Consider the following 18,366-nt stretch of genomic DNA (forward strand, 5'->3'; position numbering starts at 1 on the left):
CCATGCCCCGTGAACGCTCCCTCCGCGATGTCGCACGCCTCGGCTTCGCCGCGCTCGGCGAGACCGGGGCGCGGCTGGCCGAGGCGGAGGAGCTCGCCGGGCGGCAGCTCGAGTCGGTGCTGCCCTCCTTCGCCCGGGTGGCGGACCCGGACGAGGCGCTGCTCGCTCTGATCGACCTGCTGCGGCGGCACCGCGACCGGATGGACGCGGTCCTCGCCGACGACGAGGCCCTGACCCGGCTGCTTCTGGTGGTGGGGGCCTCCTCCGGCCTCGCCGACTTCCTCCAGCGCCGGCCCGACGAGCTGGCCAGCGTGCTCGAGCCGGTGCGCACGCTCCCCGGGCGCGCCGAGATGAAGGCCGAGCTGCTCGAGTCGGTCGGCGCCGTCGACGGCTTCTCGTCGCTCCGGGAGGAGGCGGGCTGGACGGCGCTGCGCGTGCGGTACCGCCGCCTCCTCACCAGGATCGTCGTCCACGACCTGAGCCAGGCCGACCCCGTCGCGGCGATCGACCGGGTGACGAGGGCGCTGGCCGACCTCGCCGGAGCCGCGCTGGAGGCGTCCCTCGCCGTGGCGCGGACCGAGCTGGTCGAGGGCACGGGCCCGGGTCGTTTCGGCCGCGACGAGGTCGCCGCCACCCGCTTCGCCGTCATCGGCATGGGCAAGGCGGGAGCGTCCGAGCTCAACTACGTCAGCGACGTCGACGTGATCTTCGTCGCCGAGGGCGACCCGGAGAAGGAGCTGACGAACGCCCGTGCGATCGACGTGGCCACCCGGCTCGCCGTGCTCCTCATGCGCGGGACCTCCGCGCTGGCGATGGAGCCGGAGCTCTGGGAGGTCGACCCGAACCTGCGCCCGGAGGGCAAGCAGGGCGCGCTCGTGCGCACCCTCGAGTCGCACATCACCTACTACGACCGGTGGGCGAAGAGCTGGGAGTTCCAGGCGCTGCTCAAGGCGCGCCCGCTCGCCGGCGACCAGGAGCTGGGGCGGGCGTACGTCGACGCGGTCGCGCCCAAGGTCTGGTCGAGCGCCTCCCGCGAGAACTTCGTCGAGTCGGTGCAGCGGATGCGGGAGCGGGTCACCGAGAACATCCCGCAGAACGACGTCCACTACCAGATCAAGCTCGGGCCCGGCGGACTGCGCGACATCGAGTTCACGGTGCAGCTGCTCCAGCTCGTCCACGGGCAGACCGACGACGAGATCCGCATGCCCGGGACTCTGCTCGCCCTAGGCGCCCTCGCCGACCGCGGGTACATCGGCCGCTCCGCCGCGGAGGAGTTCGCGCAGGACTACCGAGCACTCCGGCTGCTCGAGCACCGCCTCCAGCTGCGGCGCCTGCGACGCACGCACCTGATGCCGCGGGACGAGCACGAGCTGCGGACCCTCGCCCGCTCCAGCGGGCTCGCCCGCACGGCGGAGGAGCTGCTGAGCGTCTGGAACGGGATCAAGCACCGCGTCCGGGGCCTGCACGAGCGCCTGTTCTACCGTCCGCTGCTCTCCGCGGTCGCCGCGCTCTCCGACGGCGGCGCCGAGCTGTCCACCGGCCAGGCGGAGGCGCGCCTCGCCGCCATCGGCTTCGCGGACGCCCGCGGGGCGCTCGGCCACATCGCCGCGATGACCTCGGGCGTCTCGCGTCGCGCGAGCATCCAGCGCCACCTCGTGCCGGTGATGCTGCAGTGGTTCGCCGACGGACCGGACCCCGACTACGGCCTGCTCGCGTTCCGGCGCCTCAGCGACGCACTGGGCGGGACGCCCTGGTTCCTCCGGATGCTGCGCGACTCGTCCGGAGCCGCCAAGCGGCTCACCACGGTGCTCTCCGGATCGCGCTTCGTCGGCGAGCTGCTCGACCGCATCCCGGAGTCGGCGGCCTGGCTCGAGGACGACGACGCCCTCCGCCCCCGCAGCGCCGCCCAGCTCGCCGAGGAGGTGCGCGCCGTGCTCGCCCGGCACGAGACGCCCGACGCGGTCGCCTCAGTCCTCCGCTCGATGCGCCGGCGCGAGGTGCTGCGGACCGCCATGGGGGGCGTGCTCGGTCTCAGCTCGATCGAGGAGATCGCGACCAGCCTCACCGACATCATCAGCGCACTGCTGGGCGGCGTGCTCGCCGCCATCCGGCGCGGCAGTGCGACCCGGCCCGGCGCCGACGCGGAGTTCGCGATCATCGGCATGGGCCGGTACGGAGGGGCGGAGCTGGGCTTCGGCTCCGACGCCGACGTGATGTACGTCCAGCGACCCGGCACCGCCGAGCCGCACCAGGCCCAGCTCTACTCGCAGTTCGTCGTCGCCGAGCTGGTCCGGCTCACGGAGGACTCCCGCCTGCCGCTCGACCTCGACGCCGACCTGCGGCCCGAGGGCAAGAACGGGCCCCTCGTGCGCTCCCTCGACTCCTACCGCGCCTACTACGCCCGCTGGTCGCTGACCTGGGAGGCGCAGGCGCTGCTCCGGGCGCGGGGAGTGGCGGGGGACCAGGCGCTCATCGAGGACTTCGAGGAGCTGGCCGACGGGGTCCGCTACCCGGGAGCGGTCTCCGACCGCGACATCCGCGAGGTGAAGCGGATCAAGGCACGGGTCGAGAGCGAGCGCCTGCCGCAGGGCGCCGACCCCCGCCGTCACCTCAAGCTCGGCCGTGGATCGCTGAGCGACGTCGAGTGGCTGGTGCAGCTCCTCCAGCTGCAGCACGCGCGGCGGACCCCGGCGCTGCGGACCACCTCGACCCTCACCGCCCTCGCGGTCGCGGAGGAGGAGGGCATGGTCGGCCCGCAGGACGCGGAGCGGCTGCGCGCCGCGTGGATCCTCGCGTCCCGTGTCCGCTCGGGCACCACGCTCTGGGGCAACCGCACCAGCGACGTCCTCCCGACCGACCGCCGGCAGCTCGAGGGCGTCGCGCGCCTGCTGGAGTACCCGGCCGGGTCCGCGACGGCGCTCGAGGACGACTACCTCGGCGTGACCCGCCGCTCCCGCGCGGTCTTCGAGCGCCTGTTCTACGGGCCGGCCGCGGGAGACGCTTCCTCCTACCGCTGACGCCCGCGCGCCGGGGACGGCGAAGGGCCGCCCCTCCGAGGAGGAACGGCCCTTCGGCAGTGCTGCGGGATCAGACCCCGTAGTACAGCTCGAACTCTCCACCCGTAATTGGCAGTGGCTGTAGACCACCGTAAACGCCGCCGTTGCGCCGATTCGGTCGCGGTTGGTGATTGACGATGGTCGGCTCAGATTGGGACTCTTGCGGACTCGGTGCGGACAGCCTCACCGCGTGCCGACGCCGAAGTAGGACAGCCATGGACGAGGACAAACGGGGTCCTTCACCCTGAGGTCACGGCCGTCGTCCGCCGCGCCCGCGCTTCAGGTCTCCGCTCTGTCCCGGCACCTCATGGCTGTAGAGGTACCGACCGGTATCGGGGTTGGTCATCACCTTCCCGTCGCGCCAGGCGAGCAACCAGGGCGCCTCGTCGCCGACGTCGCGGAACGCCTGTTCGTAGACGGACACTTCGCGCGGGCGTGCGGGGTGGTTCGGGTCGTAGCGGGTTCCCATGATCGAGATTGTGGCTGGTACTGCCGACACCAGCGGTCCGCCGACCGATGCGGCAGACTGGACGAGTGTTGCGCGCCTTCGTCGATGAGTCTGAACGCGATGAAGCGTTCTATTTTCTGGGTTCGATTGTCTGTTCGATTGAGCAAGAACAGTTCTTGACGGAACGATTAGATGCAATCATGGCAAAACATGCAGCGACCGCCGATGGCCTCGAACCCGATACCGAGTTCCACGGCAGCACCATGATGCGGGCTAGCGAAGAACCGTGGCGCTCTGTACCACTAAGGCTTAGGTTCCGCATCTACGAGGAGGCGCTCGAAGCAATCCGAGATAGCGGCGCCTCTATCTACATTGAGGGCGTCGATGTCGTCGGGCAAGCGGCGCGCGGCTATCCAGTTCTCACCCCAGCTCGGGAATTGGCTTTCAGTCACTTATTCGAGCAGATCAACGGCTGCTGGTCTGTTGACGAACCGCCCATTAAGATTATTGCGGATGACCATCACACCGCCGAAATAAGTCGATCCAATTTCCGAAGCTATCAGTCGACTGGAACTTACGGTTATCGATCATCAAAGTTGCCGCACGTAGATCCGTCCATTGACTTTATCGATTCGTCAACATCGAGAGCGCTACAGTGCGCAGATCTACTGACGTATCTTTACAACCGGATATCAACTGTCAACGAAACGGACAAGAGGGCTCACGACCAGAAATGGAATATGTGGCGCATTGTCGTAGGCAGTACCCAGTGGCCGAACGGTCGAGCGAGAACTTGGCCTTGACGCACGAAACCCCCGCCTGGGGCGGGGGTTCGGCAAGGCGGGAAGTCTCCTTCCTGCTCATGAAGCTTACCACGACGGGTTAAGGTCTGCGAAGGGCGCAAGCTCGCTGGTTCCCCCGCCACACCTCGATCGAGTAGCGGTCGGGCGTCAGCCCGTCCTGCTGCGCGCAAGCAACCGCGGCATCCGCGTCGTCGGAGGTAGTGAAGATCCCGACGACGGTTGGCGCTTCGTCCCACGGGCGGCGTGTCGTCACGAGGTAGTGCTCGGAGCTGTCCATGGCTCCATCGTCTAGCGCCGGTTGGGCTTCGGGGCGAGTCGGCGTGAACTGCGGCGCTGGTGGCGCGCTCTAGGCCCACAACGACAGAAAGCCCCCGCGTTCCGCAGCGTGATGCTGCGAGCCGCGGGGGCTTAGTGGTGGCGCTAGTTGGCGTAGAGCGCGAGGGCCTGGCTGAGCTTGCGCTGGATGTCCTTCGCGACACGAGTTGGGTCGTAGCTGTAGAACGGGCCGTTGAGGTTCACCACCGGCGCGATGGTCCTGCCGCCGTAGACGTTGTTGGTCGTGTACTGCGATGGCATCGGGGCGAGCGTCCGACTATCGATCCCGCCCCCTCCGCGGCCGAATGCTCCGAGCCGTTCGCCTGCCGCCTCCCAGATTGCGAGGTTGCGGCGCTCCTGCCCGGGCTTGCCGGAGATGTATGCCTCCCAGCGTGTTTCCGGCTCCGCGAACTTGTGGATCGCCCCCTGACGGCCGGCGTAGATCCCGGGCGCGAACCCGCCGTTGGCGAAGGCGAGCGCGTTATTGGCTGCTGCGACTGCGCCGTTCGCGTAGGCGAAGAGGTTGCCGTTTGCGGAGCCGGCCGAGCTGCGCGCGTCCGAGAATGCGGCGCCGTTGGGGCTGTTGGTCACGACGGTGACGGACGTTGTGCGGTTGCGGGTGAGGTACGCGAGATCCGCCTCCGCCTTGTCGACGCCCGTAAGCCCGACCGCCGTGCTGACGTCGTCAGGGATGAGCCCGAGGTTGTCTGCGTAGTCGTCCGCGGCCTGCCCGGTGATGCCGAATTGTGCGAGCTGCGCGATCAGCTCCTCCCGGCCGCGCTGCACAGCCGCGCGCGCGTCTTCCTCGCTGCCGGTTCGCTTCAGTGTGGCCGAGGCGACTCCGAGCGCCGAGGAGGCGATCGCGTCGAGGGCAGCCTGGTTGGATCGGCCGGCCTCGGTGCTCACGTCGAGCGACGTGCCGTTCTCCTGAACCGAAGCGGTTGCGGCGTCGAGAGCGGCCTCGAACTCACGCGTCGACGAGTTCACGTCGAGCTGCGCGGAGCCGAACCCGCGGATTGCATCTGCGAGCGCGTCGAGGTCGGTCTTGGCCGACTGCGCCTTACCCGAGAGGCCTTCCAGCTTCTCAGTGTTCGCCTCGGTCGCCGCGGCCGTGTCCTCCTGCGCCGTAGCGGTCCCCTGCAGGGCCTCCTGGTAGCCGGGAAGCAGTTCGTCCATGAGCTTCTGCGTGGGGATTCCCTGCGCTTCTGCCGCGTCCGCGATGGTCCGGAACTGTCGAGCTGCCTCGTCGGCCGCACCACCCTCGACGAGGGCTTTGAGCACCTGGTCGATCTTCTCGAACTGATCCCGAGTAGTTTGCACGGAGTCGCTGACGGGGCCTCCGAGCGCCTGGTTGATTCCCGAAGCCCACCGGTTGAATCCGTCGAGGTTCTCGTCCAGATCGTTCCCGAGGAGTCGCTTGAGAGCCCCGTCGAGGTCGTCGACCGGGCCAGCTCCGTCTAGCTGCGCGAAGATCTTGTCCACGCCGTCCAGCTGCTTCATGGCGCGAGCGGTCTCCTCGAGAGAGGGCGCCGCCCGATTGCCGCTGTTGGCGATCGCGTCGAGGACGACAGCAACGGTGGTGAGCCCCGCGATCAGCCCGAGGCCCTTCGCCGCGCCAGTTGCGAACTTCGCGGTTCGGGGCATCTCCTCGTTCAGCACTGCGAGGCTGCGTCGCATCTCTCCGACGCGCGTAGCGCCGATCAGGAGCGTGCCGCCGAGGAGCGAGAATCCGCCGACCGTGCCGGTGGCCGCGAGTCCCGCCGAGAGCACGGGAGCGGGGAGCTGCCCGAAGAAATCGACAGCATCGGTCGCGTGCTGCACCATCTCTCGCAGCACCTCGTTAGCGCCCGAGCCCGCCTTGATGAGCCCGGTGTCGATCGCGCCCTGCAGGTACTCGAGGTCTCCGGAGAGGTTGTCGAGGTTGGTGGCCGCGGTGATCGCCGCGTAACCGGCATCGTTGACCTTCGACGTCCAATCGGTGATGCCGTCCGCCCCGTTGGAGTAGAGGACGTTCGCAGCACGGACCGCATCGTTTCCGAAGATCGTTGCCAGGGCGGCGTTCCGCTGCTCGTCAGTGAGACCGCCAAGCTTGCTCTCGAGCTGCCCTGCGATGTCAGAGAACGACAGCATGTTGCCCGAAGAGTCGTACACGGACAGGCCGTACTGCTCCATGACCCCCCGCGCCTTTTCAGAGGGGTTCTGCAGCGCGAGGATCGCCGTCTTGAGGGATGTACCCGCATCCGAACCAACCAAACCCGCAGCCGCGAATGCCGCGAGCGTCCCGGTGGTCTCCTCGATCGAGAACCCGGCCTGCGAGGCGACGAGTCCGCCCTGGTTAAGCGCCTGCGACAGATCCTCGACGGAACCCTGCGCCTTGCCGGCACCAGCTGCGAGGAGATCCGCGATGTGGGGTACCTCCGACCCCTTCAGCCCGAACTGGGTCATAGCGGTCGCTGCGATCTCCGCAGCGTCAGCGACGTCGAGCGAGCCTGCAGACGCGAGCGACAGCGCACCCGTCAGGCCTCCGCCGAGAATGTCCTTCGTCGAGACACCCGCCTTCGCGAGCTCGTTGATCGCGCCTGCCGCCTCGGTGGCGGAGAACACAGTTTCCGCGCCGGCCTCGAGAGCCGCATCCCGCAGGAGCCCCATGTTCGCCGTGGACTCGTGAGTCGAAGCAGCGACGCCCGACATCGCCTTGTCGAACTCCGCGAACTTGGACACCGCCAGTCCCACCGCGGCCACCGCGACGACGCCGACGCCGATCGCGGCAGTCCCCAGCTGGTTCATCGCCTCCCGCTGTTCAGCGAGCTTGTCGACGCCGTCCTTCGTCGTCTCGCGCATCTTCTTCTGCATCTTGTCCAGCCCAGCGATGTACTGCTGCGCCTGCAGTACTGCTGTGACCTTGACCGTCCTATCAGCCATGTGAGTAGTCCTTTCGGTACGTGAAAGCGCCTTCGCAGAGATCCCGCAGGGGCGCCTAGTTCAGTGCGAGCGGCTTGGTACAAACGGCCCACGGCCACTTGGTACAAAACACACACGCGTGTGGAAAAAATGTCGGGGAGGGATCATCCCTATACCCGGAGGTCTTTCGTCGTCTTCGAGAGGGGACCACCCCCACCCTCGTATGGTCTTTCGTACTGATACAAAGAGGCGGCCGACCGACCCGGATTAGGTGGTCGGCCGCCTCTGCGACGATCGCTAGTGCTGCGTCCAGTCAGCGCTGTCAGGGTTGAACAGCTGCCCTGCGAACTGCCGGTTGCGGTGCTCGCTGCTCGTGGTCTGCGGGCTCGCTGTTCGCCCCTCGCTTGGTGCGTACGGACCGGAGAGCGTGGGTGCTGGTGTCCACTGCTGCTTGGCCTCGGGTGGCGCTGCTGATACCTCAGGTGTCGCCTGAGCCCGCTCGAGTGCCTGCGTCAGCTTCTCGGCTTCGTCGGCTTCGATCTGCCGCGCGCGCTTCTCAGGATCGGTGACGAACTGGGGATGCTCGGTCACCTTCTCGTCGTCCATCACAGGCCCGCAGCTCCGACCAGTTCGCGGGGCGTGAACTTGCCGGCCTGGCGGTGCTGGTCCGCCTGCTGCCGGCGGTGCCACTCGGCCTGGTACTGGTCGGGGAGGGTAGTGAACTCCTCGGGGGTGGCGAGCCGCAGCGTGAGCCCCATCCGGTGCGCGTTCCACGGGTCGATGCGCGCCTCTCGCAGACCGAGACCCGTCCACTGGTCGTAGGTGGGTTCCGTGATGATGAGCACGCCGTTCGCGGGCGAGTGGGGGACGAAGGCGGTGTGGATCGACAGCTGAACGAAGAGTCCGCGGATGTCCTTGATCCGCTGGTTCGCGGCGTTGGCCTTGATCCATGCCTCGGCGGCGGCGCCTCCCTTGCGGAGGATCTCTTCGGCCTGGTGCAGCTCGATGTCGCCGAGGATCTTGTAGCCGGCCGCGATGTCGGCGGCTGCCTGGTCGAACGGCGCGCGCCACGCTTCGAGGAGATCGTGTGCGACGTCCTCAGCGGCTGCGACGAGTCGACCGAGGGCGGACTGCACGACGGACTGCACGACGCCCTGAGCGCCGATCTGGCGGCTGGCCAGGATGCGCTGAACGGTCTTGTCGACGGTCGGGTCCTTGCCTGCGTCGAGTGCAGCCGCGACGGCATCCTCGAGGGCAGTGCCGCCGATGTAGAGAGTCGCCGCTGCTTCGGCGGTGCGCTCGTGATTCTCGAGCGCTTCGATCAGCGACGCGGGCACGGTGGCCCCGACTGCCTGCGACTGGGTAATGATGCTCCGGATGCCGAGAGCGGATGATGCGAGGGTCATTCTGATTCCTTCTGGTCAGTGGGGGGCGTGTAGGGGGCGGGCGGCACGAGCGCCCGGAACGTGGTGAGGAACGCGCCGAAGTTGATGAGCGCTGCCGACACCTGGAACGTGTTCGGGTGGGTGAGGGAGTAGCCGGCGAACGTGCCCGCAACGGTGGTCGCGACGGCCAGCAGGTAGTCGGCGCTCGTCTCGTCGAAGATCCGCCGCGTCTCCTTGCTCACGTTGACGCTCGAGTCGGCGCCTGTGGTGATGACGAGCTCGAACAGGTGGGTCGAGTCCCGCTGGTACTGCTCGCGCGGGAACGTGGCGATGCCACCCGCCGAGTCCTCCCAGAAGATCGTGTCGTCGTGGTCAGTTGTCATCGTTCGTCCTCCGGGACTTGTTCCTCAGCACCCGCTCTTTGCGGGCGACGTCGTTGCGAGCTTTCTCGAGCTCACTGCGCAAGCGCGCGTTATCGGCCTCTAGTGCTGCGACTCGAATTGCGAGCGGCGATCGAGTCGCTACTAAATCGGTCATGTCATCTCCTTGTAAGGGAAGAAAGTGTCGTCGCACGTCGGGCATGTCTCGACCCCTTCTCCTTCTACTGCTGGGTGAATAGGCATCTGGCAGACACGGCAGTACGTCCAAACGTCGGCAGGGACGGCATCTAAAGCGAGTCGGTACTCGTAGATGCACGCCCCGCAGTTGCCGAGACCGTCCGTCTTCTCTCGATGCGTGGGACACGTCGGAGCCGGCCGATCATGCTCGAGGTGCAGCAGCCAGCGGTACGGACGACCCGGCTCCTTCGTCGGCCACGGGATCACGGCGCCCACTAGGCCGACCTCTTGATGTAACGGCCCTGTTGCCCGTTGCGGGTGAAACCGGGCTCGAGGACTTCCCCGGTAGCGAGATCCACCGCAGGGTCCGGAGCCTTGTCCTCGTCCTCCGACCTCTGCCTATCGCCTATAGCCTCAGCCTCTTCCTCATCCTCAGGTGTCCACGTGGACTCCTCTGTGGACTCCTCCGCGTCAGCACTGGGATCGGAGCGGGCTCCGTCGTTTGGGTCGTGTGGACTTTCCTGCACTCCTGCGCGCTTGCGGCGCTTCGAATCGCGCCACTGTTGCCGCCTCGTCTCGTGCTCGTTGGCGGTGGTCTGCGTCGCCTCCCACCGATGGATCTGCCAGCCGACCTTGGTGACGCGCCACAGCTTGGCTTCGACGAGCTCGTCGATGACGGCGGCGCGGCTCCTTCCCTCATCGACCGGGAACATCCGGACGGCGGCGGTCGGAACCCGTCCGTCCGTCCACTGCTCCGCTGACCACATGAGCGCCCAGGAGTAGATGCGCCATGCAGCGTCGGACAACCCGACGCGATCGGGGTCCGTCTGCCAACGGCTAGGGAGTCTCGCGTCAGGCATCGTTCGCTCCGACGACGGCCGGCGTCAGCACGGCGCCTCGTCGGGCCAGGAGTCGTCAACCGCGCGCTCGGCCCTCAGCGCCTGGTCGAGGAGGGCGATCGAGACTGCTCGAGCCTCATCCGGGGTGAGCGTGAGGGACGCGCGCTTCGTCCAGAAGAGGACGCGAGCGACGCCGCCGATCTCCCGCGTAGAGGCGCGCACGGTCTCGCCGCTGGACACTGGCACTGTCGAGGTCGTCACCTTGCGCCTCCCGCGTACGCCTTCGTAATCTGCGCATTGAGGGAGTCCCAGATGGGGAGCACGCCCTCCTCGATGTCGCTGAGCACGCGCTTGGGGAAGTCGACGAGAGTGGCTGCTTGCTCGAGGGAGTAGTTGAAGGTGTGGCGCAGCTCGCGGAGGGTCTGGCCGGTGGTGCGGTCCAGGGCCTGGCGCGCTTCCGCGATCTCCGCGTTGAGCGCGTCGCACTGAGCTGCAGCTGCAGTCAGAGCGGCCGCCATCGCTCTCGACTGGTCTGCGTCGAAGAGCCCGTCGGCGGTGTCCGGCTGCACATGTGCGTACGTCCGCCACTGTCCGGACTCGAACGTCGCGAAGATCTCGCCGGGGATTCGGCTGTCCGGGTCGGGCAGCCTGAGCCAAGCGGCCGACCCGTCCTCGAGGCTCTCGGTGACGATGGGGGTGCTCTGTAGCATCATGGGGTTAGCTCCTTCGTTCTCAGTGAGATGGGTTCGGGTGGCGCTGTTGCCCTCGCTCGCGGTTGCACCCGCGGCGGGGGCGTTCTGTGTAGCAGCGGACATCGTCAGACCGCCTCCTCGAAAGCGGCGTCGATGTACGCCTCGACGTCGACGCGCCGGAACATACGGCGGCCGCCGATGAGGGCGCTCTTGGGGGCGGTTCCCTGGTGCATCTGCCAGCGAAGCGCCTGGGGCGTCTTGCGCAGCATGAACGCCACTTCGGGAAGCGTCAGCAGCGTCACAGCAGAGGTGGACGCGACGCGGGACGTCAGGGCGGGTGTGGCCTGGTTCACGGCGACTCCAAACGGGATGAGCGGTGACTACGTTTTGTAGCCGTCGCCAGGGTCGCACAATACGGAGTCGTCCGCAACTACGTTTTACGCCTAAGCTTGGTGCGTGCCAATCATTGACGAGCAGATCGGAAGAAACGTCGCTCGCCTTCGCGGGCGGCTGAGCCAGAAGGACCTGGCGGCGGCGCTGCGAACCCGCGGGCTGAAGTGGTCGCAAGCGACGGTCTGGAAAGTCGAGACCGGGGAGCGACCGCTACGCCTGACCGAGGCCGTCGAGATCGCCGCCGTACTTCACACCGACGTGCGGCTGTTCTTCGAGCCCACCGGCAACGTGGCGTGGAATGAGGCCTACGCGAGGCTCATCGACGGGCAACGCGCTTTCAAAGATGCGATAAGCGCCTACCTCCTCGTCGTCGCCGGGGTGGTCTCGGATCTCGGCGACGTCGAGCTCAGTGACGAGCAGGAGGAAGAACTTACCGAGGAGGCAGCCGTAACGGCGCTCGACCTCGTGACTGGGCAGCTACTGGAAAGCGTTGCGACCTTGAGCATCTGGGCCAGCGCAGGAGACCTGCAAATGGCCGATCAGCGCCCATTTCTAGAGGAGCGACTGGCTCGCATCCGTCGTCGCTTCGACCCGGTGATCGAGCGTTGGCGGAACCAAGCCGAAGAGTTTGACGGAGCCGATCATGGCGAGCATCCAGAAGCGCCCTAACGGGGCCTGGCGAGCGCGCTACCGGGATGGGGAGGGCAAGGAGCACTCTCGACACTTCCGCTATAAGGACAACCCGAAGGCGCCGGCCGAGTCCGCACGGCACTGGCTCGACTCTGTGACCGCCTCCGTTGTCCGCGGCGATTACCTCGACCCCGAGACCGCGCGCATGACCGTAGGGGAGTGGTGCGATCGCTGGCTAGCCGGCTACGCAACTAAGCGCCCGTCGACAGTCCGCCAGGCGCGGACGCATCTGAAGCACATTCGCGCGGCCTTCGGCTCGCGACCCCTGGCGAGCGTCCGCCCCTCCGAGGTGAAGACGTGGACTGCTCAGCTGAAGGAGCAGGGCCTCGCGGACTCGACGGTGTACGCCCTGCACGCTCGCCTGTCGCACCTGTTCTCGGATGCCGTCCACGACGGGCTCGTCCCGCGCTCCCCGGTCTCGAGGCGCACTTCTCCGGGCGCGGGGAAGCAGCGGCCCTACGTGGCGACGACCGAGCAGATCTGGGCGCTCTACGACGCGATGCCGGAGGGGATGAAGCCGGTCATCCTGCTCGGCGCGTTTGCGGGCCTGCGGGTCGCCGAGATCGCCGCGCTGCGGACCGTCGACGTCGACTTCATGCGCGGCATCATCACGCCGGCGATCCAGTACCCGGCCGAGCCGCTCAAGACGGAGATGTCGCGCACCCCGATCCCGATCCCGACCGAGCTCGCCCTCGAGCTGAACCGGGTGCCGGCGAAGTGGGGGAGCAGCACGCTCGTCGTCGGCGCCTACGGCCGGCCGGTCGCTCCGTACACGATCGAGACTCAGTTCCGAGCCGCGCGCGAGACAATCGACGGCCTGCCCGAGGGCTTTCGGATTCACGACTGCCGCCACTACTTCGCGTCGCTGCTGATCGCCTCGGGCCTAGACGTGAAGGTCGTGCAGGCCCGCCTGCGGCACTCGTCCGCGAAGACGACGCTCGACACGTACGGGCACATGTGGCCAGACAAAGACGAGTCCGCACGAGCGGCCGTTGCACAGGTGCTGGCCGCTCGTGCGGACTCGTTGCGGACTGACTCCGCTACTTCCGCGGGATCTAGCTAGACCCCGTAGTACAGCTCGAACTCGAACGGGTGAGGACGCTGCGCGAGGGGCTTGATCTCCTTCTCGCGCTTGTACTCGATCCAGGTGTCGATGAGCTCCTGAGTGAACACGCCGCCCTGGAGGAGGAAGTCGTGGTCGGCCTCGAGGGCGTCGAGCGCCTCGCCCAGGGTCGCGGGGACCTGCGGGATGAGCTTCGCCTCCTCGGGGGGCAGCTCGTAGAGGTCCTTGTCGACCGGCTCGTGCGGCTCGATGCGGTTCTTGATGCCGTCGAGGCCCGCCATCAGCTGGGCGGCGAACGCGAGGTACGGGTTGCCGGAGGCGTCGGGCGCACGGAACTCGATGCGCTTGGCCTTCGGGTTCGTGCCCGTGATCGGGATGCGGATGGACGCGGAGCGGTTGCCGGCCGAGTAGACCAGGTTGACCGGCGCCTCGAAGCCCGGGATCAGGCGGTGGTACGAGTTGACCGTCGGGTTCGTGAACGCGAGGACGGCGGGGGCGTGCTTGAGCAGTCCGCCGATGTACCAGCGCGCGAGGTCCGAGAGACCGCCGTAGCCGTTCTCGTCGTAGAAGAGCGGCGTGCCGTCGTTCCACAGCGACTGGTGGGTGTGCATGCCCGAGCCGTTGTCGCCGAAGAGCGGCTTCGGCATGAACGTGGCGGTCTTGCCCCACTGCTCGGCCGTGTTCTTGACGATGTACTTGAACTTCAGGATGTCGTCCGCCGCGTGGACCATCGTGTCGAAGCGGTAGTTGATCTCGGCCTGGCCGCCGGTGCCCACCTCGTGGTGCGAGCGCTCGAGGATGAGGCCGGCGTCGATCAGCTTGAGGCAGATGTCGTCGCGGAGGTCGGCCTGCTTGTCGACGGGGCTCACCGGGAAGTAGCCGCCCTTGTAGGGCGTCTTGTTGCCGAGGTTGCCGCCCTCCTCGACGCGTCCCGAGTTCCAGGCGCCCTCGACCGAGTCGACGGAGTGGAACGCGGAGTTCTGCGTGATCTCGTAGCGGACGTCGTCGAAGATGTAGAACTCCGCCTCGGGGGCGAAGAACGCGGTGTCGGCGATGCCGGTCGACGCGAGGTACTTCTCGGCCTTCTTCGCGACCTGACGCGGGTCCTTGGAGTAGATCTCGCCGTTGCGCGGGTTGTAGATGTCGAAGACGAGGATCAGCGTGCGCTCGACGCGGAACGGGTCCACGTAGGCGGTGGTCACGTCAGGGATCAGCTGCATGTCCGATTCGTGGATGTTCGCGAATCCGCGGATCGAGGACCCGTCGAAGAGCTGACCGACGGAGAAGAACTCCTCATCGACAGTCGAGGCGGGGATGTTGAAGTGCTGCTGGACACCGGGGAGATCGGTGAACCGGATGTCGAGGAACTTGACGTCCGTGTCCTTGATGAACGAGAGCACCTCGGAAGAATCTTTAAACATGCAAAGGTCTCCAATGGCGTAACGGGGTGCTGCAGAGCGCAGCCGTTCCAGCGTAGTGACGGGGGGTTTCCCCACCGTGTCCCTGTTGTTTCCGACATGTTACGGGGCCCGTCCGGGGTCGGGCTCCACGTCGCCTGCCGGACCACCCGCTCCTCGGTCCGCTCCGAGACGCCGCGGATAGGATCGGAGGATGCCAGCCGCCGACCGCAGGACCTTCGCCGACGCCGCCCCGAGCTCGTACCCGGGAGAGCGTCTCGGCCTCCCCCGAGAGGGCCGCCTCTCGGTCGGACGGTCCGGCCGCCGCATCGCCGCCCTGGCCGTCGACTTCGCCGTCGCCGCTCTGCTGTCGCTCGCGTTCTTCGACTACGACCGCTGGGCGAGCCTGCTGCTGTTCGTCCTGCTGCAGGTCGTCTTCATCCCCACCATCGGCGGCAGCATCGGGCACCGCCTGCTCGGGATGCGCGTCATCCGTCTCGGCGGGGGCTGGGTCGGCGTGTGGCGCCCGATCGTGCGCTCTGTGCTGCTGGCCGTGCTGGTGCCGGCGCTCGTCTGGGACTCGGACCAGCGCGGCTTCCACGACAAGGTGGCCGGGACGGTTCTCGTCCGCTACTGACTTGCGCCGCAGACGAAGCAGGCCGGCCGGGAGAGATCCCGACCGGCCTGTCGCGTCGTGCGTCAGCGCGATCGCTGAGGGCGCACCTTGAAGGGGTCGACGCCCTTCGGGATGGGCAGCGACGTGTTGAGTGAGGAGAGCCGGTTCTTCACCGCGAGGACCTCGGCCTTGGTGAGGACCTTCTTCGTCTTCGAGAGGCGGCTCGGCACCTTGTGCAGCGGAGTCGCATCGGCGTCGGAGCCGACGTGCACGAAGGTGACGGGGACGTTCGGCAGGATCCGCGAAACCTTGCGCCGCTCGTCCTCGAGCATGCGCTTGGTCCGGGAGGCGGGGCCCTCCGCGATCAGCACGACGCCTCCGCGGCCGACGGCGCGGTAGACGGCGTCCTGGGTCTTGCCGTTGACGGCGACGGGCATCTCGCCGCCGGTCCAGGTGCCGCGCAGTCCGCTTCGCAGGACGGCGCCGACCGCGCCGGGCTGCCCGGCGATCTGCCCGTAGGCGGCGCGCTCGGCGCGACGCGAGAGTACGGCGAGTCCGGCGACCAGGCCGGCCATCACGCCCACGATGATCCACAGCGCGATCACGAAGCCGTTGCCGTTGCCGAGCAGGATGCCGAGGAGCACGCCGAGCAGGATCGGGAGCAGGAGCGCGAGGAGGATGATCCAGACGGCGCTGCTGTCGTAGCGGCGGGTCATCTGGAACACCTGCCACATCTGCTTGAGACGTCCGGGTTCCTTGACCGCCTTCGTCGACGGTTCCGTGCTGCGTGCCATGACGTCAAGGATACCGAGCGGGAGCGCGGCGGCGGACCCCGGACGCGGATCCGACTCCTCCACAGAGGGCACGTGCGCCGATCCGTCCACCGATCGGGATCGACGGGCGTCCTCCGCCCCGACCTGCGGTCAGGCTCGCCTCATGACGAGCAGCGGGACGGTCCAGGGCCGGAGGATCGGCGGAGTGCGGACGGGGAGGCGGCGGACGCCTGCGCCGAATGCCGCACCGCCGGCCGAGCGGACGATGCGGCCGCGGGAGGCCGAGGCGCTACAGGTGTCGGCGGTGGCTCGGCTCGCCGAGCACCGCCACCGCGAACGCATCGTCCGGGTGGAGTCGTCTCCGAGGAGGCGAATCGTCTCGACCGCCCCTCCCGTCGTCGCCACACTCGAGAGGTTCCTGCGGGTCGAGCGGGGGATCGCACTCGGCGCCGCGGTCACCCTCCTCGCCCCCGTGGTGGGCGCGGTCCGGTCGGCCGCGCTCGAGGGAGCATGGCTGGCTCCGACGACGGACGACATCGGCCTGACGGAGGAGGGTCGGCCGCTGGTGCTGCTGACGACGCCCGCCGTCGACACCCCGCGTGCGGCGCGCGACGCGCTGCAGCGGGTCCTGGAGCGCCTCGGAATGCTCTGCCCGGAGCTGCCGGTCGCCGCCCTCGCGCGGCACCGCGACCTGCTGGCGCTGGAGGGCAACCTCTACGGACTCGCTGATCCGCAGGGGATAGGCGAAGCGGTGCGGGCGCTGCCGACGTCCGGCGCGGATGCCCGGGGTCGGGAGGCGGTGCCCGCTCCGGCTGCCCGGCACAGGCGGGTCCATCCGCTCGACGGCTGGCAGGACCGCCTCCGGGCGTTCGTCGTCCGGCGTCGGGGACCGCTCTCCGTCGGGACGGCGATCGTGCTGGGAGCGGTGCTCGCCGGTTCGCTCGCGGGCGGGCCCGATCGGCAGGTGCAGGATGCGGAGGCGTCGACCGCAGCCGCGCCCGTTCCGGCTCGGTCGGCTCCGCCGGCGGTGGCGACCGCGGCACCGCCGGCTCCGGTCGCGGCGACCTCACTCGACGCCGAGCAGGCGGCGGAGGTGCTGATCGACGCGGTGCGCGCGTGCGGGGACCGGGAGTGCGCCCGCGGTCTGGTCACGGCGGACTCGCCGCTCGGCGACGCAGCGGACGGCCCCGCCTCCGCTGTCCCGGCGACGGGGGAGGCGTCGGCCGTCCTCGTCGACGTGAACGGGGCATCGGCGGTCGTGCACCTCCGGACGGCCCCGGGGACGACAGCGGCCTCCGTCCTGATCATCAGGACGGAGGCCGGCTGGCTCATCCGCGACGTCTACACCGGAGCGGCCTCGTGAGAGGCGCGCTCAGGGGGAGCGTGTCAGATGCCGAGGTCGTTCTCGAACGAGCCCTCCTCGAGGCGCTCCTTGATCGCGACCAGGAAGCGCGCCGCGTCGGCTCCGTCGACCGTGCGGTGGTCGTACGAGAGCGCGAGGAAGACGGTCGAGCGGATCGCGATGGCGTCAGTACCGTCCACCTGCACGACGGCCGGCTTCTTGGTGACGATGCCGGTGCCGAGGATCGCGGTCTGCGGCAGGAACACGACGGGAGTGTCGAACAGGGCCCCGCGCGAACCGGTGTTGGTCAGCGTGAAGGTGCCGCCGGCGAGCTCGTCGGGCTTCAGCTTGTTGTTGCGGGTGCGCTCGGCCAGGTCCCCGATGGTGGAGGCGATCTGCGCGAGGTTCAGCTCGGACGCGTTCTTGAGGACCGGGGTCAGCAGGCCGCGCTCGGTGTCGACGGCGATGCTGATGTTCTCGTGGTCCGGGTAGACGATCGACTCCCCGTCGAGGGTCGAGTTGATCACCGGGTAGGCCTTGAGCGCCTCCGCCGCCGCGAGGGCGAAGAACGGGAGGAAGGACAGCTTGGCGCCGGTCTTCTCCTGGAAGCTCTTCTTGACCGAGTCGCGGAAGCGGGCGACCGCCGTGACGTCGACCTCGATGACCGAGGTGAGCTGGGCGCTCGTCTGCATCGACTCGACGGCGCGCTGCGCGAGGACCTTGCGCAGGCGCGACATCGGCTGCGTGGTGCCGCGGAGGGGCGAGGTCTCGAGCGGGGTGCGCGCGGCCTTGGCGGCTGCGGCGGCGGGCGCCGAGACCGGGGCGGCCGGAGCCGACTTGGCGGCCTCGACAGCGTCGAGGACGTCCTGCTTGCGGATGCGGCCGCCGACTCCGGTTCCCGTGAGGGTGGAGAGGTCGATGCCGTTCTCGCCGGCGAGCTTGCGCACGAGCGGGGTGACGTAGCCGGGGTTGGAGTCGGTGGGCTCCGGGGAGGCGGCGGGCATCCTCCGATCCTATCCGCGGCGTCTCGGAGCGGACCGAGGAGCGGGTGGTCCGGCAGGCGACGTGGAGCCCGACCCCGGACGGGCCCCGTAAC

At 68.4% G+C, this 18,366-nt stretch carries 17 protein-coding genes and 1 pseudogene; 6 read left to right on the top strand and 12 right to left on the bottom strand.

The window, feature by feature from the left end; genetic code table 11:
* The first annotated feature begins 2 nt into the window (after positions 1-2).
* Entirely contained in the window at positions 3-3,017 is a 3,015-nt protein-coding gene (locus C5D09_RS14780; RefSeq protein WP_104269637.1) for a bifunctional [glutamine synthetase] adenylyltransferase/[glutamine synthetase]-adenylyl-L-tyrosine phosphorylase, read from the top strand.
* A gap of 289 nt (positions 3,018-3,306) precedes the next feature.
* On the opposite strand, the gene C5D09_RS17245 is transcribed toward C5D09_RS14780, so the two are convergent.
* A complete protein-coding gene (locus C5D09_RS17245; RefSeq protein ID WP_146085653.1) occupies positions 3,307-3,525 on the bottom strand; it encodes a hypothetical protein in 219 nt (72 codons plus the stop codon).
* Positions 3,526-3,590: 65 nt separating this feature from the next.
* Between C5D09_RS17245 and C5D09_RS14785 the strand changes: the two genes are divergently transcribed.
* Positions 3,591-4,307: a DUF3800 domain-containing protein gene (locus C5D09_RS14785; protein WP_181135062.1), complete on the top strand. Its 717-nt coding sequence runs from the start codon at positions 3,591-3,593 to the stop codon at positions 4,305-4,307.
* 420 nt (positions 4,308-4,727) lie between these two features.
* Here the strand turns inward: C5D09_RS14785 and C5D09_RS14795 are convergent, their stop codons facing one another.
* The 8 genes from C5D09_RS14795 to C5D09_RS14830 all read right to left on the bottom strand — a co-directional run bounded on the left by C5D09_RS14795 (position 4,728) and on the right by C5D09_RS14830 (position 11,349).
* Entirely contained in the window at positions 4,728-7,544 is a 2,817-nt protein-coding gene (locus tag C5D09_RS14795; protein ID WP_104269640.1) for a phage tail tape measure protein, read from the bottom strand.
* A gap of 276 nt (positions 7,545-7,820) precedes the next feature.
* Entirely contained in the window at positions 7,821-8,129 is a 309-nt protein-coding gene (locus C5D09_RS14800) for a hypothetical protein (protein WP_146085654.1), read from the bottom strand.
* Entirely contained in the window at positions 8,129-8,929 is an 801-nt protein-coding gene (locus C5D09_RS14805; protein ID WP_104269642.1) for a hypothetical protein, read from the bottom strand. The genes C5D09_RS14800 and C5D09_RS14805 overlap by 1 nt, the downstream gene beginning before the upstream one ends.
* Positions 8,926-9,291 (bottom strand): hypothetical protein, encoded by a 366-nt coding sequence (locus C5D09_RS14810; RefSeq protein ID WP_104269643.1) that lies wholly within the window; start codon positions 9,289-9,291, stop codon positions 8,926-8,928. Before C5D09_RS14810 ends, C5D09_RS14805 begins: the two co-directional genes overlap by 4 nt.
* Before the next feature lie 449 nt (positions 9,292-9,740).
* On the bottom strand, positions 9,741-10,325 hold the full coding sequence (locus C5D09_RS14815) for a hypothetical protein (protein ID WP_104269644.1): 585 nt from the start codon (positions 10,323-10,325) through the stop codon (positions 9,741-9,743).
* 24 nt (positions 10,326-10,349) lie between these two features.
* Positions 10,350-10,544, bottom strand: a complete 195-nt coding sequence (locus tag C5D09_RS14820; RefSeq protein ID WP_146085655.1) for a hypothetical protein — start codon at positions 10,542-10,544, stop codon at positions 10,350-10,352.
* A gap of 17 nt (positions 10,545-10,561) precedes the next feature.
* Positions 10,562-11,017, bottom strand: coding sequence for a RodZ family helix-turn-helix domain-containing protein (locus C5D09_RS14825; RefSeq protein WP_104269646.1), 456 nt, complete (start codon positions 11,015-11,017; stop codon positions 10,562-10,564).
* A gap of 104 nt (positions 11,018-11,121) precedes the next feature.
* The gene (locus tag C5D09_RS14830; RefSeq protein ID WP_258067018.1) at positions 11,122-11,349 is read right to left on the bottom strand and encodes an AlpA family transcriptional regulator; all 228 of its coding nucleotides are present in this window, start codon (positions 11,347-11,349) and stop codon (positions 11,122-11,124) included.
* A gap of 103 nt (positions 11,350-11,452) precedes the next feature.
* Between C5D09_RS14830 and C5D09_RS14835 the strand changes: the two genes are divergently transcribed.
* Both C5D09_RS14835 and C5D09_RS14840 read left to right on the top strand, forming a co-directional pair.
* Complete coding sequence (locus tag C5D09_RS14835) at positions 11,453-12,058, top strand: helix-turn-helix domain-containing protein (protein WP_104269647.1); 606 nt, start codon at positions 11,453-11,455, stop codon at positions 12,056-12,058.
* Positions 12,033-13,142: a site-specific integrase gene (locus C5D09_RS14840; RefSeq protein ID WP_104269648.1), complete on the top strand. Its 1,110-nt coding sequence runs from the start codon at positions 12,033-12,035 to the stop codon at positions 13,140-13,142. The genes C5D09_RS14835 and C5D09_RS14840 overlap by 26 nt, the downstream gene beginning before the upstream one ends.
* On the opposite strand, the gene glnA is transcribed toward C5D09_RS14840, so the two are convergent.
* Positions 13,139-14,563, bottom strand: a complete 1,425-nt coding sequence (gene glnA / locus C5D09_RS14845) for a type I glutamate--ammonia ligase (RefSeq protein WP_104223668.1) — start codon at positions 14,561-14,563, stop codon at positions 13,139-13,141. The two genes, C5D09_RS14840 and glnA, sit on opposite strands and share 4 nt — an antisense overlap.
* Before the next feature lie 190 nt (positions 14,564-14,753).
* Here glnA and C5D09_RS14850 point away from each other — a divergent pair, with 190 nt between their 5' ends.
* Positions 14,754-15,176: an RDD family protein gene (locus tag C5D09_RS14850; RefSeq protein WP_104223667.1), complete on the top strand. Its 423-nt coding sequence runs from the start codon at positions 14,754-14,756 to the stop codon at positions 15,174-15,176.
* A 62-nt stretch (positions 15,177-15,238) separates the two neighbouring features.
* Here the strand turns inward: C5D09_RS14850 and C5D09_RS14855 are convergent, their stop codons facing one another.
* Entirely contained in the window at positions 15,239-15,949 is a 711-nt protein-coding gene (locus C5D09_RS14855; protein ID WP_104223728.1) for a DUF4191 domain-containing protein, read from the bottom strand.
* A 283-nt stretch (positions 15,950-16,232) separates the two neighbouring features.
* Here C5D09_RS14855 and C5D09_RS14860 point away from each other — a divergent pair, with 283 nt between their 5' ends.
* Positions 16,233-17,291, top strand: coding sequence for a hypothetical protein (locus C5D09_RS14860; protein ID WP_181135063.1), 1,059 nt, complete (start codon positions 16,233-16,235; stop codon positions 17,289-17,291).
* A 23-nt stretch (positions 17,292-17,314) separates the two neighbouring features.
* Here the strand turns inward: C5D09_RS14860 and sucB are convergent.
* Positions 17,315-18,268 (bottom strand): annotated as a pseudogene (sucB, locus tag C5D09_RS14865) (2-oxoglutarate dehydrogenase, E2 component, dihydrolipoamide succinyltransferase); the annotation flags it as partial.
* Positions 18,269-18,366 lie beyond the last annotated feature (98 nt).

The organism is Rathayibacter sp. AY1C9 (genome assembly GCF_002932315.1).
Lineage (GTDB): Bacteria > Actinomycetota > Actinomycetes > Actinomycetales > Microbacteriaceae > Rathayibacter.